At 70.3% G+C, this 24178-nt stretch carries 19 protein-coding genes; 9 read left to right on the forward strand and 10 right to left on the reverse strand.

Features of this window, described 5'->3' with window-relative positions; all coding sequences use genetic code 11:
• Window positions 1-1100, reverse strand: a 1100-nt coding sequence (locus JZ5iCDA_RS06610; RefSeq protein ID WP_069386446.1) for a saccharopine dehydrogenase family protein, incomplete at its 3' end; no start/stop codon positions are given.
• A 569-nt stretch (window positions 1101-1669) separates the two neighbouring features.
• On the opposite strand from JZ5iCDA_RS06610, the gene JZ5iCDA_RS06615 reads away from it, so the two are divergent.
• The 3 genes from JZ5iCDA_RS06615 to JZ5iCDA_RS06625 all read left to right on the forward strand — a co-directional run bounded on the left by JZ5iCDA_RS06615 (window position 1670) and on the right by JZ5iCDA_RS06625 (window position 9379).
• Complete coding sequence (locus JZ5iCDA_RS06615; protein WP_069386447.1) at window positions 1670-2740, forward strand: multicopper oxidase domain-containing protein; 1071 nt, start codon at window positions 1670-1672, stop codon at window positions 2738-2740.
• A 102-nt stretch (window positions 2741-2842) separates the two neighbouring features.
• Window positions 2843-6799, forward strand: coding sequence for a ThuA domain-containing protein (locus JZ5iCDA_RS06620; RefSeq protein ID WP_253181983.1), 3957 nt, complete (start codon window positions 2843-2845; stop codon window positions 6797-6799).
• 72 nt (window positions 6800-6871) lie between these two features.
• The gene (locus tag JZ5iCDA_RS06625) at window positions 6872-9379 is read left to right on the forward strand and encodes an OmpL47-type beta-barrel domain-containing protein (RefSeq protein WP_139122991.1); all 2508 of its coding nucleotides are present in this window, start codon (window positions 6872-6874) and stop codon (window positions 9377-9379) included.
• 299 nt (window positions 9380-9678) lie between these two features.
• Here the strand turns inward: JZ5iCDA_RS06625 and JZ5iCDA_RS06630 are convergent, their stop codons facing one another.
• From JZ5iCDA_RS06630 to JZ5iCDA_RS06645, 3 genes are all read right to left on the reverse strand, one after another.
• Entirely contained in the window at window positions 9679-10290 is a 612-nt protein-coding gene (locus JZ5iCDA_RS06630; protein ID WP_171905309.1) for an SHOCT domain-containing protein, read from the reverse strand.
• 472 nt (window positions 10291-10762) lie between these two features.
• Complete coding sequence (locus tag JZ5iCDA_RS06640) at window positions 10763-11050, reverse strand: hypothetical protein (RefSeq protein ID WP_139122994.1); 288 nt, start codon at window positions 11048-11050, stop codon at window positions 10763-10765.
• A gap of 535 nt (window positions 11051-11585) precedes the next feature.
• Entirely contained in the window at window positions 11586-12107 is a 522-nt protein-coding gene (locus tag JZ5iCDA_RS06645; RefSeq protein WP_139122995.1) for a hypothetical protein, read from the reverse strand.
• Between the two features lie 454 nt (window positions 12108-12561).
• On the opposite strand from JZ5iCDA_RS06645, the gene JZ5iCDA_RS06650 reads away from it, so the two are divergent.
• On the forward strand, window positions 12562-13827 hold the full coding sequence (locus tag JZ5iCDA_RS06650; RefSeq protein ID WP_253181984.1) for a DNA cytosine methyltransferase: 1266 nt from the start codon (window positions 12562-12564) through the stop codon (window positions 13825-13827).
• Between the two features lie 95 nt (window positions 13828-13922).
• Here the strand turns inward: JZ5iCDA_RS06650 and JZ5iCDA_RS06655 are convergent, their stop codons facing one another.
• The 3 genes from JZ5iCDA_RS06655 to JZ5iCDA_RS06660 all read right to left on the reverse strand — a co-directional run bounded on the left by JZ5iCDA_RS06655 (window position 13923) and on the right by JZ5iCDA_RS06660 (window position 16751).
• Entirely contained in the window at window positions 13923-14720 is a 798-nt protein-coding gene (locus JZ5iCDA_RS06655; protein WP_069386463.1) for an HNH endonuclease, read from the reverse strand.
• Between the two features lie 39 nt (window positions 14721-14759).
• Window positions 14760-15188: a very short patch repair endonuclease gene (locus JZ5iCDA_RS17895; protein ID WP_083259737.1), complete on the reverse strand. Its 429-nt coding sequence runs from the start codon at window positions 15186-15188 to the stop codon at window positions 14760-14762.
• A gap of 273 nt (window positions 15189-15461) precedes the next feature.
• Window positions 15462-16751 carry a DNA sulfur modification protein DndB gene (locus tag JZ5iCDA_RS06660; protein WP_069386454.1) on the reverse strand — a complete coding sequence of 430 codons (1290 nt, stop codon included), beginning with the start codon at window positions 16749-16751 and terminating at the stop codon, window positions 15462-15464.
• A 690-nt stretch (window positions 16752-17441) separates the two neighbouring features.
• Between JZ5iCDA_RS06660 and JZ5iCDA_RS06665 the strand changes: the two genes are divergently transcribed.
• A complete protein-coding gene (locus JZ5iCDA_RS06665) occupies window positions 17442-18254 on the forward strand; it encodes a GIY-YIG nuclease family protein (RefSeq protein WP_069386455.1) in 813 nt (270 codons plus the stop codon).
• A 668-nt stretch (window positions 18255-18922) separates the two neighbouring features.
• On the opposite strand, the gene JZ5iCDA_RS06675 is transcribed toward JZ5iCDA_RS06665, so the two are convergent.
• Complete coding sequence (locus JZ5iCDA_RS06675) at window positions 18923-19570, reverse strand: response regulator transcription factor (RefSeq protein ID WP_253181985.1); 648 nt, start codon at window positions 19568-19570, stop codon at window positions 18923-18925.
• Between the two features lie 80 nt (window positions 19571-19650).
• Window positions 19651-21144 (reverse strand): sensor histidine kinase, encoded by a 1494-nt coding sequence (locus tag JZ5iCDA_RS06680; protein ID WP_083259738.1) that lies wholly within the window; start codon window positions 21142-21144, stop codon window positions 19651-19653.
• Window positions 21145-21337: 193 nt separating this feature from the next.
• Here JZ5iCDA_RS06680 and JZ5iCDA_RS06685 point away from each other — a divergent pair, with 193 nt between their 5' ends.
• The 4 genes from JZ5iCDA_RS06685 to JZ5iCDA_RS06700 all read left to right on the forward strand — a co-directional run bounded on the left by JZ5iCDA_RS06685 (window position 21338) and on the right by JZ5iCDA_RS06700 (window position 23348).
• The gene (locus tag JZ5iCDA_RS06685; protein ID WP_069386458.1) at window positions 21338-22126 is read left to right on the forward strand and encodes a DUF4352 domain-containing protein; all 789 of its coding nucleotides are present in this window, start codon (window positions 21338-21340) and stop codon (window positions 22124-22126) included.
• Between the two features lie 125 nt (window positions 22127-22251).
• Window positions 22252-22557: a hypothetical protein gene (locus JZ5iCDA_RS06690; protein ID WP_069386459.1), complete on the forward strand. Its 306-nt coding sequence runs from the start codon at window positions 22252-22254 to the stop codon at window positions 22555-22557.
• 48 nt (window positions 22558-22605) lie between these two features.
• A complete protein-coding gene (locus JZ5iCDA_RS06695; protein ID WP_139122996.1) occupies window positions 22606-22905 on the forward strand; it encodes a hypothetical protein in 300 nt (99 codons plus the stop codon).
• Window positions 22906-22985: 80 nt separating this feature from the next.
• Window positions 22986-23348, forward strand: a complete 363-nt coding sequence (locus tag JZ5iCDA_RS06700; protein ID WP_069386461.1) for a nuclear transport factor 2 family protein — start codon at window positions 22986-22988, stop codon at window positions 23346-23348.
• A gap of 15 nt (window positions 23349-23363) precedes the next feature.
• On the opposite strand, the gene JZ5iCDA_RS06705 is transcribed toward JZ5iCDA_RS06700, so the two are convergent.
• The coding region (locus JZ5iCDA_RS06705; protein ID WP_171905310.1) for an FAD-dependent monooxygenase at window positions 23364-24178 on the reverse strand (815 nt) is incomplete at its 5' end.

Raw genomic sequence — 24178 nt, forward strand, 5'->3', positions numbered from 1 at the left:
CCGGGCGCGCGGTGAACGACCCGCGCCCGCCGGTGAGGGAGCGCAGGTCGAGGACGTACCGCACGAGCTCGGACTCGGGCACGAGCGCCTCGACGGCGCACCGCGCCGTCGGCGAGGAACCGCGCCGTGAGGTCGTACGGGTCGGGCCCGTCGAGGCGCACGCGGCGCAGCACGGCGCCGTCGGCGTCCCGCGCGACGGCGAGCACGTGGCTGCGCGACGACGCGCGCGTGGCCTCGTCCGGCCCCTCGCCCGAGGACCCGGCCGAGCGTGACTCCAGGACCCGGCGCAGCCGTTCGCCCAGGACCGGGACGCGCAGCGCGCCGACGAGCACGCCCGTCGCGGCGGGGACGAGCCGCAGAGCCGGGCTCGCCGACCCCATGACGACGTCGACGTCGCGCAGCCCGGGCGCGAGCCGGGGGAGCGTGAACGGCTCCGTGCCGCCGGCCGTGATGCCGTGCACACGACGCCCGCCGACGTCGAACGTCACGACGCGCGCGCCGAGCCGCTCGGTGCGCAGGCCGCCGTCGCGCCACGCGTACGACGGGTCGAGGAGCGCCGCCGTCGCGGTCGTCCGCGTCCCCGCGCTCGCGCCGGCGCCGCCGCTGACGAAGTAGCCGACGCTCAGCCGCGTCGCCGCGTCGCCCGCCTCGCGCAGGGCGAGCGCCCCGGCGGCGTTGCCGGGCACCCAGTCGTGTCCGAACGCGGTGAGCAGCGCGGCGCCCGTCGCGCGGGCGCGCGGCCCGTGGCTTTGGAACACCTCGCGGATGAACGCGGGCTCGCCCGTCGAGTCGAGGTAGACGGCGCCTGCGTCGACCGCGGCCCGGACCGCCGGGCCGCCGCGACGCGTGAACGGGCCGACCGTCGAGACGAGGACGTCGCCGCGCTCGACCAGCGCCCGCACGGTGCGCGGCTCCGCGACGTCGGCGACCGCCGTCTCGACCGGGGTGGCAGAGACGTCCGACAGCTCGCGCGCGAGGTCGTCGAGCTTGTCCTGGGACCGCGCCGCGAGCACCGGTCCCGCGCCGCGCGCGGCGAGCTCGTGGGCGACGAGCCGGCCGGTGTAACCGGTCGCTCCGAGCAGGACGATGCGCCCGGTCACGGGGTGTGCCTCCAGCGGTGTCGGTTCCCGCGAGCGTACAAGCGCGGGCGCCGGCCCGCGCGCCGCGGCGGCTCGCCGGGCGCCTGTTCGGCACGTTCGCAGGTCGCCCGGAGTGGGCGCGCTCCCACCAAATGCCGACCGACCGGCGACTTTTGCCTGACGTCGACAGAACTTCCGCACACCTGTTGACATCGCTGTCGGGGTGCGGTCTGATGGACGCCGTTGCCCCTGGAACCACCAGGGATCCGGACGGCAGGCTTGGGGGAGTCGGCCGCACGGACCGTCAACGCCGGCACGTGCACCGCGGCGCGTACCGGCTCGGCCAGCGCTGGCCCTGGACCTCGCCGTCGGCATGGACGCCGCCGGTCGAGCCCCCCGCACGCTCCCGCACCCGCAGCACGGCCTGCAGCACGTCCGACCGCGAACGCGGTGCTGCACGCCGCGCTGCACCCCTCCAGCACCCGGGGCACCGCCCCGCCGACAGCTCGACCGTGAGACGTGACGTCCGAACGACGTGGCGCGCCGTGGCGCCGCGTCTCCTCGGCGCGCCCACGTCCGGAAGGAGACCCATGAGCGAGCCGACCGACCTCGCCACCCCCAAGAAGCCGCTGTCCCGGCGCTCGCTCCTCATGGGGGCCGGCGTCGTCGCCGCGAGTCCGGCCGCCGCCCTCGTGCTCGGATCCGGAGGCAGCGTCTCCGCCGCGCCGGCCGCTGCGGCGACCATGCCCAGCGCGACGAGCGGCACCGTGCGCCGCATCACCATGTACGCCGAGCGCATCGACGAGCGCACGGTCGGCTACGGCCTCGAGCCGGGCAAGGCGACGGTCCCCGGGCCGATCCTCGAGATGTGGGAGGGGGACACGCTCGAGATCACGCTTGTCAACACGACGGACCAGCGCCTGTCGATCCACCCGCACGGCGTGAACTACGACGTCAACAGCGACGGCAGCCCGTTCAACTTCTCGTTCAACGAGCCGGGCGAGACGCGCACGTACATCTGGTCGACGACGACGATGCGTCGCGACCGCGGCATCTGGATGCCCGGCAGCGCCGGGTACTGGCACTACCACGACCACGCGTGGGGCGAGCACGGGACGGCCGGCGTCGCCGCCGGGCTGTACGGCGCGCTCGTCGTGCGCCGCGTGGGCGACGTGCTGCCCGAGAAGCAGTTCACCGTCGTGTTCAACGACATGCTCATCAACAACAAGGCGGCGCCGAACACCCCGATGTTCGAGGCGAACCTCGGCGAGCGCGTCGAGTTCATCTGCATCGGCCACGGCAACACGTTCCACACGTTCCACCTGCACGCGCACCGCTGGGCGAACAACCGCACCGGCCTGCTGTCGGGCCGGGACGACGTGAGCCAGGTGGTGGACAACCGCGACCTCAACCCGGGCGACTCGTTCGGCTTCCAGGTCGTCGCGGGGCTCGGCGTGGGGCCGGGGGCGTGGATGTACCACTGCCACGTCCAGTTCCACGCCGACGGCGGCATGGCCGGCGTCTTCCTCGTCCGCAACGCCGACGGCAGCATGCCGCCGGGCGCCCAGGAGTCGATCGACCACTTCAAGGGCCACGGTGCGCACACGGCGTCGACGACGACGCAGCCCGTGGCGCCCGAGGGCGCACATGCCGGTCACTGACCACTCCGGTCCCACCACGTTCGCCGCCCGGGCTCCCGCCCGGGCGTCCCGCACCGATGACGAAGGAGTTGGAGAGTGCTGACCAGACGAACACCATCCCCCGTGAGGGGAGGACGCTCCCGGCCGGGAGCGGCCAGAACCCTGGCCGTCGGGCTGACGAGCGTCGCGCTCGTCGCCAGCGCGGCCGTGATCCCGGCGTCCGCGCAGCCCGACCTCGCGACGGCGACCAGCCCGACCGCGGTCCAGGCCGCCGTCGAGGGCGCCGCGCCGCTGCGCGTCCTCGTCTTCCACGGCGCCCCGGACGAGCAGGAGGACCCGGTCGTCGAGGCGGCGGCCGCCCTGCGCGAGCTCGGCGCCGCGAACGGCTTCGAGGTCGAGGCGTCGTCCGACCCGGCGATCTTCAGCGCGGCCGGCCTCGGTGAGTACCGCGGCGTCGTGATGCTGTCGTCCGAGGGGATCGAGCTCAGCGGCGCGCAGGAGGCGGCGCTGCAGGACTACGTCGAGGACGGCGGCGGGTTCCTCGGCGTGCGCGACGCGGCGCGCGCCCAGGAGGCGTCGCAGTGGTTCACGGGCCTCATCGGTACGCGGATCGCGGGGGCGACGCCGGTCGCGGAGAAGGTGGCCGAGGCGACCGGCACCGGGCGGAGCCCGGCCGCCGAGACCCCGCCCATGGCGGTCGACGGGGACCCCGGCACGAAGTGGCTGACGTTCGCCCGCACGGGGACGCTCACGCTGCGCATGGAGGAGCCCGTCGCGCTCACGCAGTACAGCCTCACGTCGGCGAACGACTCCCCGGGCCGTGACCCGAAGAACTGGACGATCCAGGGCTCGAACGACGGCCAGACGTGGGTCGACGTCGACACCCGCACCGACGAGACCTTCTCGCAGCGCTTCCAGCCGCGCACCTTCGAGGTCGGGAGCACGACGGAGTACGGCTGGTACCGGCTGGACGTCACGGCGAACTCGGGCGACGCCGAGGTGCAGCTCGCCGAGATCTCCATCTTCGGCCCCGACTCCGTCGAGCAGCCCGACCCGGAGATCCCGCTCGAGGAGCGCACGGTCGACCTGGTCGACCGACAGCACCCGGCGAACGCCGAGCTGCCCCTGACCTGGGACCGCGAGGACAAGTGGCTCGACTGGGCCGACGACCCGGCGGGCGACGTCCACACGGTCGCGACGCTCGAGCCCGGCCCGGACGCCGGCCCGACGACGTCGCCGTTCCAGCCGGTGTCGTGGTGCCGCGACTACGACGGCGGCCGCTCGTTCTTCACCGGCATGGGCGGCACCCCGGAGAGCTGGTCGGACGAGACGTTCCAGAAGCACCTCCTCGGGGCGCTGCAGTGGACGACGGGCGCCGTGCGCGGCGACTGCCAGGCCACGATCGCGTCGAACTACACCGCGGAGCGCCTGTCCGCGCCGAACACGCCGGGCACGCTCGACCAGAACGGCGAGCCGCACGGCCTGACGATCGCGAACGACGGCACGGTGTTCTACGTCGGCCGCGGCGCGTGCGCGACGGGTCCGATCCCGTCGTGGGACGACCCGGACGTGGGTCTGGGCTGCGGCACGATCCACCAGTGGGACCCGGAGACCGGTGACGTCACGCTGCTCACGACGCTCGACGTCATGGGCAACCGCGGCAGCGGCGACGAGCTCGTGAAGAACGAGGAGGGTCTGCTGGGCATCGTCCCCGACCCGAACTTCGCCGAGAACAACTGGCTCTACGTCTACTGGATGCCGCACGAGTCGATCGACCGTGAGCGTCGCGTGGGCTACCGCACCGTCTCGCGGTTCACGTACGACCCGGCGGGCCCGACGATCGACCAGGGCACGCGCGTCGACCTCCTCCAGTGGGAGACGCAGATCCACAGCTGCTGCCACGCGGGCGGCGGCATGGCGTTCGACGACGAGGGCAACCTCTACATCGGCTCCGGCGACAGCAACTCGTCCGGCGGCTCGAACGGGTACTCCGGCAACAACTGGACGCAGGAGTACGCGGGCATCAGCTTCCAGGACGCGCGCCGCACGTCGGGCAACACCAACGACCTCAACGGCAAGATCCTGCGGATCCACCCCGAGGCCGACGGCACGTACACGATCCCCGAGGGCAACCTGTTCCCCGAGGGCGAGTACCCGGCGGACAAGACCCGCCCGGAGATCTACGTCATGGGCGTGCGCAACATCTCGCGCCTGCAGATCGACGCCGACACCGACTGGCTCACCGCCGCGTGGGTCGGGCCGGACGCGACGATGCCGAACCCCGAGCTGGGCCCGGCGAAGTACGAGACGGCGACGATCATCACGTCGGCCGGCAACCAGGGCTGGCCGTACTGCATGGGCAACCGTCAGCCGTACCGCGACCGGAGCAACGAGGACGCGAGCGTCCTCACCGGCTGGTACGACTGCGACAACCTCAAGAACGAGTCGCCCCGCAACACCGGTCTCGTGGACATCCCGCCCGCGCGGGACAACATGATCTGGTACTCGCCGTCCGGCGGCGGCCCGGTGTTCCCGGACCGCGGCAACGGCGTCCCGACGTACGAGAACGACGACGCGGAGTACACGATCCCGTGGCTGCGCGGTGGCGGCCAGGCCGTCATGTCGGGCCCGACGTACCGGCAGTCGCAGGTCGACCCGGAGTCCGACGTCGCATGGCCGTCGTACTGGGAGGGCAAGTGGTTCCTCGGTGACCAGTCGAACCCGAACAACCGCGTCGCGGTGACGGTCGACCCGGAGACCGTGGAGGAGGCCGGTGCTCCCGCGTTCATGGAGGACCTGCGCCACATCATCCCGGGCGGTCGCGGTGACGGGCTGCTGCAGAGCTGGATGGACGCGAAGTTCGGTCCGGACGGAGCGCTGTACCTGCTCGACTACGCGGGCGGCTTCTTCAGCCTCGACCCGAACCAGAAGCTCATGCGGATCACGTACCAGGGCGGGGCGCCGACCCCGCTGCCGACGGCGTCCGCGGCCAGCGTCCAGGGCGACCCGCTGACCGTGCAGTTCAACGGCGAGCGGTCGGGCGGCGTCGCGTACCACTGGGACTTCGGCGACGGCGCGACGTCCCGCAAGGCGAACCCGCAGCACACCTACCAGCGCATCGGCCAGTACGAGGCCACGCTCACGGTGACCTACGCCGACGGGTCCACCGAGACGGTCACGACCGACTCGAGCACCACCTGCACCCTGCCGGACACCCGTCCGACGGTGTTCTTCGGGGACTTCGACTCGCACGTCGAGAACCTCGACCTGGGCGGCTGCACGATGAACGACCTGTTCCAGGACGAGAAGGAGTGGGACAACCACAAGCAGTTCCTGCGTCACGTGCGGTCGGTCGCGAAGCAGCTGTTCGACGACAGCCGCATCACCGGCGCCCAGCGCAACGCGCTGGTCAACGCCGCGGCGCGGTCGCAGATCGGCGTGGACCCGGGCGGGTACCGCACGATCTTCGACGGCACCGAGGAGTCGCTGTTCGACTGGGTCCAGGCGCCGAGCGGGGAGTTCGAGCTCCAGCCGGACGGGTCGCTGCGCTCCAGCGGCGGTCTCGGGATGCTCTGGTACGCGGGCGAGGAGCTCGGGGACTTCTCCGTGAAGCTGCTCTACCGCGACGTCTCGCCGGGCGACCACCACGCCAACGCGGGCGTGTTCACCCGGTTCCCGAACCCGGACGAGCCCGGTGACGTCGAGTGCGCGGAGGGCCAGTCCCCGGCGTGGGTCGCGATCTCGTGCGGTCACGAGATCCAGATCTACGACGGCCCGACGGGCGAGCCGCAGAAGACGGGCTCCGTCTACAACTTCGACCCGCTGGGCCTGAACACCGGTGGCGAGAAGCCGAAGGGCGAGTGGAACGAGTACGAGATCCGGGTGGTCGGCCAGCAGTACACGATCATCCGCAACGGCGTGGTCATCAACGAGTGGGAGAACACGCCGGGGCAGCAGTCCTCGCGCGCGGGCGACCCGCCGACCGACCTGCGCCAGTTCGACAGCGGGTTCATCGGCCTGCAGAACCACGGGAACTCGGACCTCATCGAGTTCCGGGACATCCGGGTCGCGGACCTGTGACCGCGTGACCGGGCCGGCGGGGGCGGCGCTCGTCGCCCCCGCCGGCCCGGTCCACCCGTACCCCCACCACCCATGACCGACCTGCACATCGACGAGGAGTGCACACCCATGGAACGACGTACCGGTTCCGGCGCCAGTCGCCGCGGCTCCACACGGCTCCTGGCCGCCGTGGTGGCCGGGCTGACGGCCGCCACCGTCGTCTCCGTCGCACCAGCGACGGCGACCCCCCTGCCCGCTTCGACCGCCGCCTTCGGCCTGCCCGCGGCACCCGCCGCCGACGTCGCCGCGGAGCAGGTGCTCACCTGGACCGCCGACAACTCCGTCACCGACTACAAGGCGTTCCCCGCGACGGCGACCGCCGGCCCGGCGACGATCGTCTTCGAGAACAGCATCGCGACCGGCAGCACGTTCGGCATGAGCCACACGCTGACGTTCGACACCTCGACGCCCGGCTACAACCACGACGTCGACCTCAACATCCTGGCGAGCCCGTTCGACGCCAACGGCGGCCTGCACGAGGCCCAGGTGACGTTCACGCCCGGCACCTACCGCTACTTCTGCGCGATCCCCGGCCACGGCGAGATGTGGGGCGAGCTCGTCGTCACCGACGACGGGGGCGGCGGGGACGACACCACCGCGCCGTCCGTCACCGCGCAGGTGACGGGGGAGCAGAACGGTGACGGCGCGTACGTCGGCGGGGCCACGGTCACGCTCGACGCGACGGACGACGGCTCCGGCGTCGCGGGCGTCGAGTACAACCTCGACGGCGCGGGCTGGCAGGCGTACACCGAGCCGTTCGCCGTCGACGCGGTGGGCCAGCACACGCTCGAGTTCCGCGCGACCGACCAGGCCGGCAACACGTCCGAGCCGCAGACGGCGACGTTCACCGTCGTCGAGGGCGACGTCGTCGAGGACACGACGGCCCCGACCGTCCACGCGATGCTCATGGGCGACATGAACGACCACGGCCAGTACGTCGGCAGCGCGTCGGTCATGATCCACGCCGAGGACGAGGAGGGCGGCTCCGGCGTCGACTCGATCGAGTACCAGGTGAACGGCCAGTGGATGCCGTACACGGCGCCGGTCGAGTTCGCCGAGCCCGGCGAGCACACCGTCTCCTACCGCGCGACCGACGCGGCGGGCAACGTCTCCCAGGTCGGCTCGACGACGTTCACCGTCATCGAGGACGACACGCAGCAGGACACCACGGCGCCGACCGTGACCGCCGAGGTCTCGGGCACCGAGGACGAGAACGGCGCCTTCGTCGGCTCCGCGACCGCGACCCTCACCGCGACCGACGACGCGTCCGGCGTCGCGTCCGTCGAGTACGACCTCGACGGCGCCGGCTGGGCCGACTACACCGAGCCGGTCGTCGTCGACGAGCCGGGCGAGCACACGCTCGTGTACCGGGCAACCGACGGCGCGGGCAACGTGTCCGAGGAGACGGTGACGACGTTCACCGTCGCCGCCGAGGACACCGGCGACACCACCGCGCCGACGGTGAGCACCCAGCTCAGCGGCACGCAGGACGAGAACGGCGCCTACGTGGGCTCCGCGTCCGTGATGGTCACCGCGACCGACGACGGCTCCGGCGTCGCGTCCGTCGAGTACGACCTCGACGGCGCGGGCTGGGCCCCGTACACCGAGGCCGTCGTCGTCGACGAGCCCGGCCAGCACACCCTCGCGTACCGCGCGACGGACTCGGCCGGCAACGTCTCCGAGACCGGCACCGTGACGTTCGACGTCGTCGAGGGCGACGGGAGCGACACCGTCGCCCCCGAGGTCCGGCACCGCGTCCTCGGCCCGCGCAACGAGGCGGGCGAGTACATCGGCCCCGCGTTCGTCCGGCTCCTCGCCACCGACGACGGCTCCGGCGTCGCGTCCGTCGAGTACCAGATCGACGGCGGCGAGTGGCTCCCGTACGCCAAGGCCATCACGCTGCGCGACCCGGGCGAGCACACCGTGACGTTCCGCGCCACGGACGTCGCCGGCAACGTGTCCGCGCCGCAGAGCATCGTCGTCGACATGGAGGGCGAGGGCCCCGGCGACACCGAGGGTCCCGAGGTCACCGCGGGCGTGGGCGGCAGCCGCACGCGCGACGGCGCCTTCGTCGGCCGCGCCACCGTCACCCTGACGGCCGTGGACGAGGAGTCCGGCGTCGACCGCACCGAGTTCCAGGTCGACGACGGCACGTGGCAGCGCTACGCCGCTCCGTTCGTCCTCGCGGCCGACGGCGAGCACGTCGTGCGGTACCGCGCCGTCGACGGCGCGGGCAACGTCTCGCAGACCGGCGAGGTCACGTTCACGATCCTGCAGCTCCAGCGCGACCGCTGCCAGGGCTCCGACGTGCGCCCCACCGTGATCATCGACGGCCACGACTCCACCGTCGAGAACTTCGACGACGGCGAGGGCTGCACCGTCAACGACCACATCGCCGAGGACGACGAGTACCCCACCCACCGCGAGTTCGTCCGCCACGTCCGCGAGGTCACCCGTGACCTCGTCGACGCGGGCGTGCTCATCGGCGCCGAGCGGCAGCTGATCATCGCTGCGGCCGAGCTGTCCGACATCGGTCGCTGACGCGACCGCTCGGCACGAGCCGGGTCGCACCCCTCGTCGTGGGGTGCGGCCCGGCTCGTTCGTCTTCCGGGTCAGCCGGACTCGGTGGTCGTCGAACACGACGTTGGTGACGTTATCCAGCTGCAGACGACATCAACGTCGTGGTCGAGGGTGAGCAGACTCGTTCTCGCGCCACCCGCGCGAGCGAGATGCTTCATACCGGCCACTCCCGGGCGCGACAGCTCCTGGTCGCCCGCCTGAGCCGCGCAGCGGTTACCGATCCGTCGGCCGCGAGGCGGCTGGGTGCTCGGGCGGTGCGTTCAGCTCAGTCCGAGCAGTCGGCGCTTCGCGGCGGCAAACTCCTCGGCGGTGAGCGAGCCTGCCGTGTGCAGGTCCGCGAGCTGCTGGAGCTCGGCGGCGAGGCCGCCGGACCGCTCGGGATCGTCCGTGGTGCCCGACGGCGAGCGGCCGGCCGCGGCGCTGGGCGCCGGTGTGTCTCGGTGCGGCGTGGTGGCTCCGAGCGGCGGGGTGCCATAGGCCGGGCTCGCTGTGGCGGCGACCGGGGTAGGGGAGGACGCCGCGACGTCGGCGACCCGACGGGTGCGATCACGGACGGCCTGGACGACCGTGCGCTCCCCAGGTAGGCGGAACACGACCACCGTGTCGCCCGGCTGCGGCACCTCGGACGGCAGCAGGTTCCGCGCCGGGGCGAGCCGCGTGACGGTCGTCGTGAGCGGGCCGTGCTCCACCCGGACGACGCACGCGCTCACACCGCCGGAATCGGTGCGGTCCGTGACGGACGCCGTCACCGTGCCCGTCGTGCGCACCGCGGCCTTGCGGTCGCGGTGGTACTGCGCGTAGAACGGCGCGTCGTCTCGGCTGCGGCGCAGCGACCGGAAGTACCGGCCCACATCGGCGTGAGGAAGACCCACGGGAACAGCGTCCAGATGACGTTCCAGAACCACGGGAAGAAGCCGTCGTGGTCCCACGCGTTGACGGTCACGAGCCAGACGAACCCCGCGGAGAGCAGCGCGAGCAGCACACCGTTGCGGATCTTCTTGCCGGTGCCCGACGGCGGCTCCATCAGACCCTCGGGTGTGGGCGGCAGCTCGTCGACCGGCTCGTCGTGACCGACGAGGCGGAGGATCATGCGCTGGTCGGCCAGGCGGCGGGCCAGCGCGGCAGACGGAGGAAGCGGGTCATGGTCGGAATCGGGCACGACCCGATCCTACGAATCACCGAGCGGGAACTTTCATGAAGTGACGGCTAGTCGCCGTCTTATGAAAGTACCGGAGGCCGCAGTGCACCAGATTGCCCGAGCACTGCGGCGGTCGCTTCTTCAGGGAAACCGTCAGCGACGCGCTCGCTCAGCGTTCCAGATCGCGTGATCGACCATCCATGGCGTCACGCGGGAGTCCAACGTCGTGAGCTGATCCGCCAACGCGCGGAGGACGACCTTTGCACCGACGACGTCGGTGACGGTGCCGTACCGCGCGTCGTGAGCTGATCCGCCAACGCGCGGAGGACGACCTTTGCACCGACGACGTCGGTGACGGTGCCGTACCGCTTGAGGAAGCGCAGGATCATGCGGTCAGGCTTCACCGTGTCGTCGTCACCGACGAGCATCCAGAAGTACCCGGTGCGCACCCCGTCGCCGGGGATCTGGCGCAGACGGGCACTGATCTCGTCCACCCTGCCAAAGTCGTCCAACGCCTTGGCGGCGTCCGCCAACGTGTCGACGCCCGCCTGACGAGCACGTCCGCGTACCGGAGGGCAGCCTCTGCCTTGAGAATCCCGCCACGGGATGACGTGCGGTGCGCGGTCGTGACCGCGACGAGCTCGTCGGAAGTCCGGTACGTGTCTCGGAACGCCGAGAGCGCCAACGGATCGGACGGCGGGAGCGCGCCGATGGGGACAACCGGCTCGGTGTCACCTGCCGCGGTAGCGACACGGCGCACAGCCGGAACGACATGCCGGTCGTAGTTGATGCCGATCGACCAGACGGCGTCCAGGGCGCAGTACGGCGGCGGTCCGGCTCGATCGACTCCTCGCCGACCGCGGCGCTGGTGCAGGGCGTGCCCGATTGGGTTTCCGCCGGTCTTCCGGCTCCGGATGCGGCTCACCGGAACCCTACAGGGCGAGCGCAGGCATGTCACTGGTCGATCGCAAGCCTGCGGACGTCGCCCGCGACCCGTCGCTTGACGTGGCAGACGACCTCTCAGCAGCGCTACGGGAGTACGTCAGAAAGCCGCTCTGAGACTGAGCGGATGAGGTACGGCGCGAGGTCATCGAACCGGACGAGCCAGCGCTGCTGCGACTCGCCGTCCTGCCGCATAAGGCGGTTCATGTCCTCGACCGGGAGACGCCAGACGTGCGAGGGTGTGGCCACAGCCGTCATGAACAGCGAGCCGTCCTCCCGATAATCCATGCTCACCTCGGGTAGAAATTCGGTAAGTACGAGAACTAACTCATCGAGTACCTCAGCGTTGTACGCGCCGGCCTTACCGGGAGACGGCATTCCGATGAACTCGCGTGACCGCTTGCGGTGCCACCAGACAGCCTTGACGTTGATCTTGCTGCCGTCCGCCGTGGTGTCGTACCCCGCCTTGCTGCCGCCGTCGTACTTGTACTTCGTGCTTTCAGAGGCGACCACGCCAGCACCGATCAGTTCACAGGTGAGCCAGTCGAGGGTGGACAGCGAGAATCTGCCCTGTAAGCCGTTTTCGAGTCCGGGATACCAGTGCGCCATGGGTGTACTGAAGCATGAAGCCGGTACGGGCGCCTGGAGCGCAGTGAACCGTCCCGGGAGCGGATCGCACGAGCCTGGCGAGTCAGGCGGAGACCGACCGAGACCCCATAATGCTCCCGGAAGCGTCACGTGAGGGGTCGGACCAGCACGGGCGACACCGTGAGGGCGACAGAGGCAAGCCACCACGGCGACCACCGTCACCTCACCTCCACGACAGGCGGCTCACTGACCGAGGCACTAACCGACGCGTTGCATCGCTCGCCGCACCCCTCCTCCCAACGGGAGGACGCGGATGGGTGACCTCGCTTAGGACGAACCGCTCATAGCGGGACGGCTTCGCGCGGCTGATCTCACTACACGTGGGGGTGGGTCGAGTGACACCCCGGGGCGGTTCGTGTCGGTGCCTCCGCGTTGAATGATCGAGACGCCACCAGTTCGACCGAGAGGAGCAGGCGTGAGCCTGTCAGTAGTTGAGATTTGCGCAGGAGCTGGCGGACAGTCCCTTGGTCTGGAGCTCGCGGGCTTCGAGCACAAGCTCGCCGTCGAGCTGGACGAGAACGCTGCGGCTACGCTCAAGCGGAACCGCAGGGAGTGGGACGTCGCGATCGGTGACGTTGCCGACAAGTCTGTATGGAACCCCGAGGACCCGGCGTTTCGTGGCGTTGACCTCCTGGCTGGTGGAGTTCCTTGCCCTCCGTTCTCCATCGCAGGCAAGCAGCTCGGCGCCAACGACGAACGTGACTTGTTCGCCTGGGCCGTTGAGCTTGCTGGACGCATGAAGCCTCGCGCCCTGCTGCTGGAGAACGTTCGCGGCCTCTCGATGCCGCGCTTCGCTGGCTATCGCCAGCACGTCAAGGATCGACTCAAGGAGATGGGCTACTGGTCGGACTGGAAGCTACTCGAAGCCCGCGACTACGGCGTGCCGCAGCTTCGCCCTCGCTTCGTCCTAGTCGCGATCAACTCCGACGAGGCTGGCTGGTTCGACTGGCCTGAGGAGACGCCCTTCCAGGGCACGGTTGGTACTGCTCTCGGCAGGATGATGGGCGCCAATGGTTGGAAGGGTGCCAAGCGTTGGGCGGACAACGCCGAGGGCATCGCCCCGACGATCGTCGGCGGCTCGAAGAGGCATGGCGGTGCAGACCTTGGCCCGACGCGCGCAAAGGCAGCCTGGGCGGCGCTCGGAGTCGACGCGCACGGCGTCGCGGACGAGCCACCGGAAGACCGGGAGTACCCGGTGGGCTACAAGCCGAAGCTGACGACTGAGATGGTTGCTCGCATCCAGGGATGGGAGCCGGGGTCCGAGTACGACTGGGCTTTCACGGGACGGAAGACGTCCCGCTACCGCCAGATCGGGAACGCCTTCCCTCCCCCGGTTGCTCGCGCCGTTGGCGAGTCCATTGCACGAGCACTCGGGCATGAGGGCGAGCGGAAGGACCTGACGGAGCTTGAGGCTGAGGTCCTGCACGACCCCATCTACACGGTCCTCAAGCATTCAACCGAGCCGCTGACGTCCCGGGACCTCATTCGGAAGGCGGGAGGCAAGGTCGAGGCTCGCGAGTTCGAGCGCCGGATGGCGATGCTCTCGCGCGACTTCGTGATCGAAGAGGCAGAGGTCGGTGAGGATCGTGCCTACCTCCTTACGGGCTTTAAGGGCTTCGTCGGTCAGGACGATCACGAGAGGCACCTGGCCTTCGTCACCGCACGATCGAAGATCAGCTAGGAGATACCGGCGCTCCGTCGTTTAGGCGGAGCGCCCTTCGCCTGTGACATTCGTGTTTGCGAGCTCGCTAGTTAGCGAAGCCCTCCAAGGAGTCGCTAGCTAGCGAAGCCCTTCAAGGAGTCAACCAATCGAGCGCGCTCCTCCAACGACAGCGTCCGAGCGAGGTCGTAGACGCGATCCAGCTCCGATCGGACGCGCTCGCCTCGTTCGAGCCAGTGATAGAGGGTGACCTTCTCATTGCGGGACAGCGCGCGAACGTGCGGGATCACCTCCTCGTAGGTGTGCGGGTCCGGCATCGCATCCCGAACGGTCTCGTTGCAGCGCGAGCACTCGGTCCGCCAGTTGTCGAGGTTGTCTTTCTGCTTGTACTGGCGAAGGCGCTCCTGCGGGACACGGTGGCCGATGGTCAGCCGTGCCCGGGTGTCGGGCTCACCCGGATACGCCTCGCCCGCACCGATGCCGCAGATGACACAGCGATTCCCGTCTCGGTCAAGCACGAGGCGGCGGACCTTATGAGACGGAGCGAAGGTCTCGACGGACCGGCGTTCGTCATCGAGCCAGTATCGGATGCCCTTCTTGTCGAGCCGATATTCGCTGTTGCTTACCCCGGCGCCGATGTCGTTCCCGGACGGAACCACCCACTGGTACTCGCGCAGCTTACGGAAGCGGCGGTTGAGGTGTTCCGAGCTCCCAACGATGTCCTGCCCAAGAGCAGTGCGCAGCTCGTTCATCGTGAACGTGTCACCCACGTCCTTGTTAAACCAGAGCCAGGCTGACAGCTTTGCCGTCTGACCGAACTTCATCTTGGTGCCAGGCCGAGTCTTCAGTTCCCACCAGAGGGTCTCCGTACCCGGCGCGTAGGCGCCTTCGGGATACGCTGCGTCATCGCTCATGCCCCCGAGTATCGCCGGCGCGATCGTCACCCAAGACCACTAATCGGGTGATTTGCTTCCGGCGGCTAGCACACGTGCCGCGACGGCTGTCGGGTTCTGCCGCACCTCGTGCTCCCAGACTCGAACAACGGTCCAGCCCTGCTGTTCGGCCAGCTCGGTCGCCGCGACATCCCGCGCGCGGGTGCGCGACATTTTCGCCGCCCACATCTGCGCATTTGGCCCCTCGAACGGCTTCTGACGCCCATGCTCGGGACACGAGTGCCAGTAGCAGCCGTCCACCCAGACCGCGAGGCGGCGGCCAGGCATCAGGATGTCTGGCGTGCATGCGGGACCGAGCTTGCGTTGGAGTCGAAACCTCGCCCCGAGCGCATGGAGCGCGCGGCGGAGCTCGACCTCGGGTTTTGTGTCCCTGTTCTTCCGGCCGGACAGGCTGGGGCTCGACGTAGTGCTCACCCAGACCTCAGCCACTGCCCCAGTCTAGAGCGAACGGGTGAGACCCAGCGCTGGCAACTACCAGCGTCGAGCCTCCCGCAATCTTGCTTCGCCTAAGTCTCTGAAGGCCGGAAGCGCTGCCGCGACTAGGTCCCCGGGTGGTGACCCCACCAGAGTTCATTTCTACCGCCACGTCTTAGCAGCTGGGATCTTGCCACGGTTTCAAAGTCGATCTCCGCCTCCGGACGACGGGGGAAGAGCCTGAGGCGACACTTCGCCTCAGGCTCTCCCCTGTCGAGACGGACGCGACTACTTCTTCGGAATCAGCGACGAGTCTTCAGACTTGGACCGGTGCCACTCCACCCCGTCCGTGTAGGTCTGCTTGACGATGAAGTTCGTCAGCACCTTGAAGTCCTGTGCACGCGAGCGGGCCGCGTACGACCCTCCAGCACGAGGCTCGATGACGCCCAGCGCGAACCAGCTGTCCTTGGAGTTAGCGTAGACGGGCAGCGACATGTACTCGTCGAACGTGGACCACGCGTCCGCGATCTCCTTAGCACTCAGACCGTCATCCGTGAGGTCGTGCCAGGCCGCGGCGAACGCACGGAGCACGACGTTCGAGCCGATGAGGTGCTGCTGCCGCAGCTCAGCCGGGCTGAGGTTGCCATCCTGCACGTCGGTCAGTACGGGAAACGCCGAGAGCAGGGCGTCCTCGAAGTCCTCGTACTGCTTAACGAGCACACTGTCCTGGAGCGTCTTCGCCACGTTCTTGCCGATGCGCCCGTTGCCGACGGCGAGGGCACGAATGATGTCGGCCACGTGCTTCGCGCCCAGCAGGTACGGGGAGGACCCGAGGATCCGGTCCTGCTCGAGGTCGACACGCTGGTCGAGCAGGTCCGAGCGGTCGAGCACGGAGTTGAGCGCACGCCCGACCGCCGTGCGGTCATTGAACCTCTCACGCACGGCGCCCGTGATGCCCTTGGCGTTGTCGTTGATATCGACGAAGATGCGCCGGGCAACCTCCGGCGTCTCGACGATCACCACCTGGACGGAGACACGCTCGCTGCTGAGCTCGTCGCGGCGTGCAAGCAGGCCGTCCAGGACCTTCTGGAAGTGCGCAACCACCTCGGGTCCCGAGCTGTTCTTCGCAGCCGCCAGGTCGGCGCGCGCCTCCTCGATCTGCTTGGAGAGGATCTCCCAGGCGATGTGGAAGCCGAGCGTCCGGTGCTGGCCGTCGACGAGGCTGAGCTCGTCCCTGGCGTCCTTGGGCACGGCCAAGATCCCGAACTGGGTCGTGGCCGTGTTGATCGCGTCGTAGGGCTCGAACTTGAAGATGTCCGGGGCCCGCACGAGCAGGGCCGGCGAAACCCACTCCGGCGTCTCAAGGATGTAGTTCGCGAAGTCCCGCGCGTGGGCCGGAACGATCCGACGCTGCGTCGCGTGACTGTCGAGCGGCTTGTTGGGGTCCGGCTTAGGCAGGAACGTGATCAGCTCCCGCACTGAGAAGTCGATCCCGTAGACAACCCGGCCGCCCTGCCTGTAGCGCGAGGCGAAGAAGCGCTCGTAGGGGTCGTAACCGCTGGGGAGAGCGAGGGACACGGTTTGCTCCTTGTCTGCAAGTTCTGCTGCTTGTTGTACGCGTTACGCAGCTTACTCGCGGAACAAGCCGCTTGCATAGCCCCAACAGCATCTTAATCGTCAGGAGTAGTGGTCAGCTTGTCCGCTCTTCGCGGTGGAGTCGCGGTGCAACGCTCATCGCTTATCGCTGAGCAGGTCGGGTTAGGCCTGAAGCCACGACGAGGTAGCCCTCACGGAGCATCGCGACTGGCCGGTATGGCAGCGGCGCCGTCACGTCCACGTACGGCGCCGTGGTGCTCTCGATACCGAGTACTACGCGCGCCGTCCACGCATTTCCGCTGCCGCGTCCAGCTGCTCATCGTTAGCGTGCTCGCCCGAGCTGGCCTGCTCCGCCTAGGTGATACGGCCGAGCGGTGTAGCTCCGACTAGAGAGGTCGTACGGCTGGCGTCCGCTGATCCGTCTCAACAGTGACAGCGACCCGGGTGAGAGCGGCGCTTGCCGTCGGCCTCGATTGCGGAGACCGTCGCCCCACGCTCGATGCCGCCACGTTATGGCTGGCGGAGCGCTGGTAACGAAGCGCAGTCCGACTGAACTGGCAAGTGGCACTGAGTCGCCAACGCGAATGCTTGGGTCTACAGGCGGTCCGGTGACATGCTCGCGACCTGCGAGGATGGATAGCCCGGACGACTGGTGGACGAGATTGGCTACCCATGACGCTGACGCTTGATCCGATTTTGCGCAGCGGAGGCATTGACCCCGTGCAAGCTCTCGTGATCCGTCATGCCTACGTCAAGGAGCATGAGGACACGGGACTGCCGGGCATCCATGCCGATTCCACTGACGAGGAGATCCTCGCGTACACGCGCACTCAGTCGGCGTCGCCGCGGATCTTTCCCGTCTCTCCTGCGGGCATCTGGGTGGTTTTCGTCCGTGAAGGTGGCGACCGGGCGCGCCTGTGGTCGGTGCTAGAGAACCGCGGTGAGGTGTCGAACGACGGCGCGTTCCGCACCTTTGAATTGGGCGTAACCGAACAGCTGGCCGACCTGAGGAACCGGCTGGTGATCGGGTGGCGATCACCGCGCACGTGGCGGCTCAACGGCCCCACAGCGGCGGGCTACCCGGTGATGGAGATCGCCGACGCGCAGCCGGTGGCCTTTCCTGGGTTCGACCGACTCGTGCTGGACCATGTGCAGCTTCAGGCGGTGATGCGCGAGCACCGCTTCGCCGCGTGGCGCACGGCCCTAGCGTCCGTGGTGGGCATTTACCTCATCACCGACACCCGCGACGGGCGGCACTACGTCGGTAAGGCCGACGGCGCGGAAAGCATTCGGCAGCGCTGGCACGCCTACGCGACAAACGGCCATGGTGGCAACGTCGAGCTGCGCCACACCGATCCCGCCGGTTTCCGCTTCTCGCTGCTGCGGGTGTTCGACCCGGCAACGCCGGCGCGTGTGATCGACGACGCTGAAAGTCACTTCAAGGTCGCACTCGACTCGCGGAAGCACGGCTTGAACCGAAACTAGGCACCGATTTCAGTCGCCCTCATGGGCTCGCGGCGGCCATGTCTAGCGCCGAAGGGCGTTGACCTTACGCGCTGCACACTCGGGTGTCTTCAGTGATTCGACTGAGCTGCGAAGCGTTCGGAGCGCCAGGCGAGGAGGTCGCGGTCCGGCCGGTCGGATCGTCGGCGGGGTTGAGCGAGAAGGCGTTCGTGCGTCTCCTGAAGCCCGTGCTTAAGCCTGGGGCCATCGATCTCCTGAGAAGGCCGAGCGCTATGCGTACCTCGCCGTCGGGCGTCACCCCGACATGTTCTGGTCGTACGCGGCTAGGTGGATCTTGCACAGGGGGAGGGCGTTGACCACCGTCGGAACGCCGCATTCGTCGCTGTCGGGAACGACGTGAGCGGCGTCGAGGAGGGCGCCGGGCTTGAGCTCGCGGATCGCGCACCATGTCTCGTAGTTGACGAGCGCGCGCGTCCGGAATGCCGGCTGGTGGAGTCGCTGCCTGGCTAGACGCACGGCGTACTCGCGTTGAGGCGTCGTGAGGTCCCGCGCGTGGGGGATGAATCAGAACGCCTCGTCCAGGCCGATGAGAAACTGACGGTTCTCCGGCTCGTCGTCAAAGACGTAGACGGGCGCGACAGGCGTGTAGATGTTTCCATGAATCCTCGAGAGCGACGGATCGGTTCTCGTTAGACCAGGCCCGCCTGGACGAGCACCACGGCGAGCTGCACCCGACCGGATACACCGAGCTTCGCGTTCGCACTCGTCAGGTGCGTCTTAACGGTTGCCTCGCCGAGGAACAGCTGCTCGGCGATCTGGGAGTTCGACAGCCCCTCGACCACCAGCCGCGCGACGTCGAGCTCCCGCTCGGTAAGCGTTGCGACGCGCTCGGCCGCGTCGCGCCGCCCCGCTGCACCGGGTGCCGCGTTCACCTGCGCGATGACGGTCCGTGCGGCGCGCGGCGACAATGCGCCGTCGCCCGCCGCGACGGCGCGTACGGCTGCGACGATCTCCGTCGGCTCGGCGTCCTTGGCGAGGAACCCGGAGGCGCCGGCGTGCACGGCGTCGAGGATGACCTGCTCGGTGTCGAACGAGGTCATGGCGATGACGCCCGGCGGGTCGGGCAGCGCCCGTACGGCCCGGGTCGCGGTGACGCCGTCGACGCGGGGCATTCGCAGGTCCATGAGCACGACGTCGGGGTGGTGCGCCTGCACCGCGGGGACGACCTGGTCGCCGTCGGACGCCTCGGCGACGACCTCGATGTCGTCGGGGCGCAGGATGGTGCGCAGCAGGCGGCGGACCATCGCGTCGTCGTCGACGACCATCACCCTGATCACGTCGCGAGCGTAGCCGCGGCCGCCCACGCGTCGTCGCCAAAGACACCGCCACACGTGGCGGGCACGCACGTAGGAGCGGGCTACGGCGTCGGGCGATCCCACGGCAGGTCCGCGCGAACGACGTACCGTCCGTCGTCGACGCCCGCGCTGAACGTCCCGCCCATGGCCTCGCAGCGCACGCGCATCCCGACGAGGCCAGAGCCGCCACCGGGGATCCCCGAGGCGCCGACCGTGGCACTCGGGTCGCCGAGCACGGGCGCGTCGGCGTACGGGTTGAGCTCCGGCAGCACGGCGTTCCGCACGGTGATGTCCACGCCGTCACCCGGCCGCGCGCGGACGTCGACCTCGGCCCGGGCGCCGGGCGCGTGCTTCATGACGTTGGTCAGCGCCTCCTGCACGATCCGGTACACGGCGCGCGTGAGGGCCGGCGGGGCGTCGTCGCCGTCCGTGATGAACACCGTCGCGGCGAGGTCTACCCCGCCGGCGCGGGCGTCGTCGAGCAGCGTCGCCAGGTCGCCGAGCGCCGGCGCGGACCCGGTGTACTGCTCGGAGCCGGCGCGCAACGACGAGATGAGCGTGCGCATCTCGTCGAGCGCACGGTGGGCCGACGAGCGCATGGTGCGGGCGGCGTCCATAACCTCGGGGTTGTCGGTCGTCACCTCCAGCGCCGACGCCTGCAGCGACATGAGGGACAGGTTGTGCGCGACGGTGTCGTGCATCTCGCGCGCGATGAGCTCGCGCTCGTCCTGGCGCGACACCTCGGTGCGCAGCTCGTCGGCCTGCGTGCTGAGCACCCGCGCGCGCTGGTTCTCCGCGATCGCGACCTCCTGGGCGGCGTCCGCCCGGCGCACCGCGCGACGCAGGAAGCCCGCGCCGACCGACGCGCCCATCGCCAGCACGCCGAGGACCACGTAGCCGCCCGGGGTCAGGTACGTCATCCCCGAGAGGTCGGACGCGACGATGGAGAAGATCACCGCGTCGCCCTCACGTGTCTCGTCGCGCCACAACGAGGTCCCGACGGCGAGCGCCGTCGCCGCCATGCAGCCGACGATGACGTTCCAGCGCTTCTCGCGCGCGATGACGAACGGCAGCGCGAGCAGCGGCGCCGCGGCGCCGACCGGCGTGAGGATGCCGGCGGCGGCGGTCGTCACGCACACGACGAGCGCGAGCCGGTCGCGCCACACCACGAACGTCGCGATGCCCGCGGCGAGCACCCACCAGAGCAGCGTGAGTGCGACCTGGCGGCCGGACGGCTCCGGGCCGTGCCCGAGGTTGTCGTAGGTCGCGCTGATCAGCCCGACGAAGAAGGTCACGATCACCGCGCCGACCGTCCCCAGCACCGACCACACGCGTCGAGCGGTCAGAGGCTGGCGGGGTCGCCGAGGAGGTGTGGGCCGCGGCGCGTGCCCCGCGGGGGCGGGGTACGCCGTCGGGCCGAACGACGGCACGACGCCGGTCGCGTGCCCCGACCACCCCGGGTACTGCACGGGCGGGGGAGCGGGCGGCGGGTACCCCGCGGCACCGTGCGGACGGCCGTACGGCGGCGTCGCGGGCGGCTGCGGGGGCGGGTACATGCGGCGAGCATACGGGCGCACGCCGACGCCGCGGCCCGCCCGAGCGGGTGGTTCTCACCGGCCGGATCTCCACCGGTCGGGCGGCGGTGACGAGCCGATCGGGGGATCCAGCGATAGGTGCCCGGCCAGCACGATCGTCGTCGAAACGCAGTCCGCGACGACGCCGACCGCCGTCGGTCACCAGGAGGCCACGATGTCCACGCCCAGCCAGCACCCGCAGCCCGCCCAGCCCCAGCCGTACACGACGCCGCACCAGGCCGGCGCGCCCGGGCAGGACCCCGGTCAGACGCACCCCGGACAGCAGTACCCCGGCCAGCCGTACCCGCAGGGCTACCCCGCGCACGGCGCCCAGCCGGGCGTCCCGACGCCGCCCCGCAAGAGCTGGTTCGCGCGCCACAAGATCCTCACGGGCCTGGGAGTCGTCGTGCTGCTCGCCATCATCGGTGCCGCCCTGGGCGGCGGGGGCGAGGAAGAGCCGACGCCGCCGGCCGCCGTCGCCCCCGCGCCGGACGCGCCGGGGGACGAGGCACCCGCCGATCCCGCGCCCGAGGCGCCCGCCGAGGAGCCGGCGCCGGAGGAGCCGGCCGCACCCGGCGTCGGCACGCCGGTGCGCGACGGCAAGTTCGAGTTCACGGTGACGTCCGTGGAGACGGGCGTCGCGACCGTCGGTGACGAGTTCCTCAACCAGCAGGCGCAGGGCCAGTACGTGCTCGTCCACATGACGGTGACGAACATCGGCACCGAGGCGCAGATGTTCGACGGGTCGAGCCAGGAGCTCACCGACACCGCCGGCCGCACGCACTCCGCCGACACGAGCGCCGCGATCTACCTCGGCGACGCGAACAGCTTCCTCACCGACATCAACCCGGGGAACTCCGTCGAGGGCACCGTCGTCTTCGACATCCCTGCTGACGCCGTGCCGGCGTCGATCGACCTGCACGACTCGATGTTCTCCGGCGGGGTCGAGGTTGCGCTGGGCTGACGGTGATCGGTCCTGGCTCCGGCGGGTGAAGTCGGCCGCCGCGTCGGGACATCGGTAGGGGCGGCCCGGCATGCTGGGCCGCCTCCGACCACGAGCGTGGTCGGTCGTCGCGACAAGGGAGTGAAGTGGACTACGAATTGATGGCATCTCAGGCCCGCTCGGCGCTGGTGGTCGCGGCGATGCGGCGGACGCTCCTGACTTACGGGGAGCTGGGCCGCGCCGTGGGTATCGACCGGAAGGTTCCGCTTCCGGGTCATGTCTCACGAGTTCTGGACAAGGTGTCCCAGGTCTGCATCGACGCCGGTGAGCCCTCACTCGCCGTTCTCGTGGTGGCGAAGTCCGGGGGGCAGCCCGGCAGTGGGTTCACCAAGGGCAAGCACGAGTGGTTCACCGAGGCGCAACGCTGCTTCGAGTACTGGTCGACGAAGTAGGCCTGCGAGGCAGGGTCTTTTACTGAACCGTCCTTTTCTACTGGTCCAGTGGAAAAGGACGGCACAGTAGAAAACTCCTTCAAGGCGTCCAGCCTCCACCGGCTGGTCCAGACGGCGCAGGAGTGGGAGCCGCGCTGGGTCGCGGTGCTCGGCCTCGGGGCGTACCGGACGGCGTTCGGCGACCGGCGCGCGACGGCGGGCCCGCAGGAGCGCCGGATCGGCCCGGCGCGCGTGTGGCTGCTGCCCAACCCGAGCGGACTCAACGCGCACCACACCGTCGCGACGCTCGGCGCCGCGTACGGGGAGCTGCGCGTCGCCGCGGGGCTGCCCGACCGCCGTCGGGCCTGAGCCGGCCGCACCGTCGAGCCCGCGACACGGCCACCGCCCAGCCCGCGCGAGCCGCCCGTGCCCTGCCTACCGTCGAGGGCATGGACATCAACGGGACCGCTCGGGAGTTCTTCGACCGCTACACGCGCGCGCTGCTCGACCGGGACCAGGAGGCCCTGGCCGACCTCTACGCCGTGCCGTCGCTCATCGCCTTCCCCGCCCAGTCGCTCGCCGTGGCGGAGCGCTCGCAGATCTCCGACTTCTTCGCGTCGGCGTTCGGGCAGTACGAGGGCATCGAGAACACGAGCGCCGAGATCGACGTCATCGCGTCCGCCCCGCACAGCATCTGGGCGGACGTCACGTGGCGCCACGACAACGACATGACGGAGCGGTTCGTCTACCAGCTCCTCGACACGGGCGACCGGTGGCAGATCGGCGTCCTCACGCCGCTGCCGACCGACTGACCGCGCCCGCGGCCTTCAACGGGTGTCTCCCGCCGGCGGCCGCCACCCCATGACGTCGCCGAGCGCCCGCGAGCCGAGCGACGCCGCCCACGACCCGGCGACCTGCGCGCCGAGGTCGCGCGCGCCGGTGAGCACGGGCGACGTCCAGCGCGTCGGCCCGGCGACCCGCGCCGAGAGCCGCATGACCTTCTCGACGCGCGGCCGCCGCTCGGCCGACCAGCGCTGCAGCGCGGGCACGACGTCGGCCGACGCCGGCGCGCGCACGCCGAGCACGACCGCGTCCTCGAGCGCCTGGCACCCGCCCTGCCCGACGTTCGGCAGCATCGCGTGCGCCGCGTCCCCGACGAGCGCGACCCGCCCGGTCGCGAGCGTCGCCGGGGGAGCGGGCAGGCGCCGCAGCGCGTGGCGCAGCACCCGGTCCGGCGGGACGGACGCCAGCAGCTCCGGGATCGGGTCGTGCCAGCCGGAGAGGCGCTCGCGGAGCTCGTCGAACGTCGCGGGGACGCCCGCGGCGTCGGCCACCGAGACGTAGGCGTACACGCGCCCGTCCGCGAGCGGCACGACGCCCGCGACGATCCCGCGGCCCCAGGTCTCTCCACCGACTGTCTCACCGCCGAACGCCTCGCCACCGACCGTCTCGCCGCCCACGACACCGCCGTGCGGCGCGGGCGCGACGAGCCGCCAGGCCGTCGACCCGCCGTGGACGGGCCGCGGCGCGTCCGGCCACCAGCGCGTGCGGGTGGGGGAGTCGATGCCGTCCGCCGCGACGACGAGGTCGGCCTCGACCTCCTCACCCGGCCCGGCGGCGTCGGGCGCGCCTGCTCCTGCCG

This window comes from Cellulosimicrobium cellulans, from assembly GCF_001722485.1.
GTDB lineage: Bacteria > Actinomycetota > Actinomycetes > Actinomycetales > Cellulomonadaceae > Cellulosimicrobium > Cellulosimicrobium cellulans_A.

Coding starts and splice junctions, on each gene's coding strand:
- JZ5iCDA_RS06700 (WP_069386461.1), top strand. CDS start 22,986: ATGGACATCAACGGGACCGCTCGGGAGTTCTTCGACCGCTACACGCGC.
- JZ5iCDA_RS06685 (WP_069386458.1), top strand. CDS start 21,338: ATGTCCACGCCCAGCCAGCACCCGCAGCCCGCCCAGCCCCAGCCGTAC.
- JZ5iCDA_RS06665 (WP_069386455.1), top strand. CDS start 17,442: ATGACGCTGACGCTTGATCCGATTTTGCGCAGCGGAGGCATTGACCCC.
- JZ5iCDA_RS06680 (WP_083259738.1), bottom strand. CDS start 21,144: ATGTACCCGCCCCCGCAGCCGCCCGCGACGCCGCCGTACGGCCGTCCG.
- JZ5iCDA_RS06645 (WP_139122995.1), bottom strand. CDS start 12,107: ATGGCGCACTGGTATCCCGGACTCGAAAACGGCTTACAGGGCAGATTC.
- JZ5iCDA_RS06625 (WP_139122991.1), top strand. CDS start 6,872: ATGACCGACCTGCACATCGACGAGGAGTGCACACCCATGGAACGACGT.
- JZ5iCDA_RS06615 (WP_069386447.1), top strand. CDS start 1,670: ATGAGCGAGCCGACCGACCTCGCCACCCCCAAGAAGCCGCTGTCCCGG.
- JZ5iCDA_RS06655 (WP_069386463.1), bottom strand. CDS start 14,720: ATGAGCGATGACGCAGCGTATCCCGAAGGCGCCTACGCGCCGGGTACG.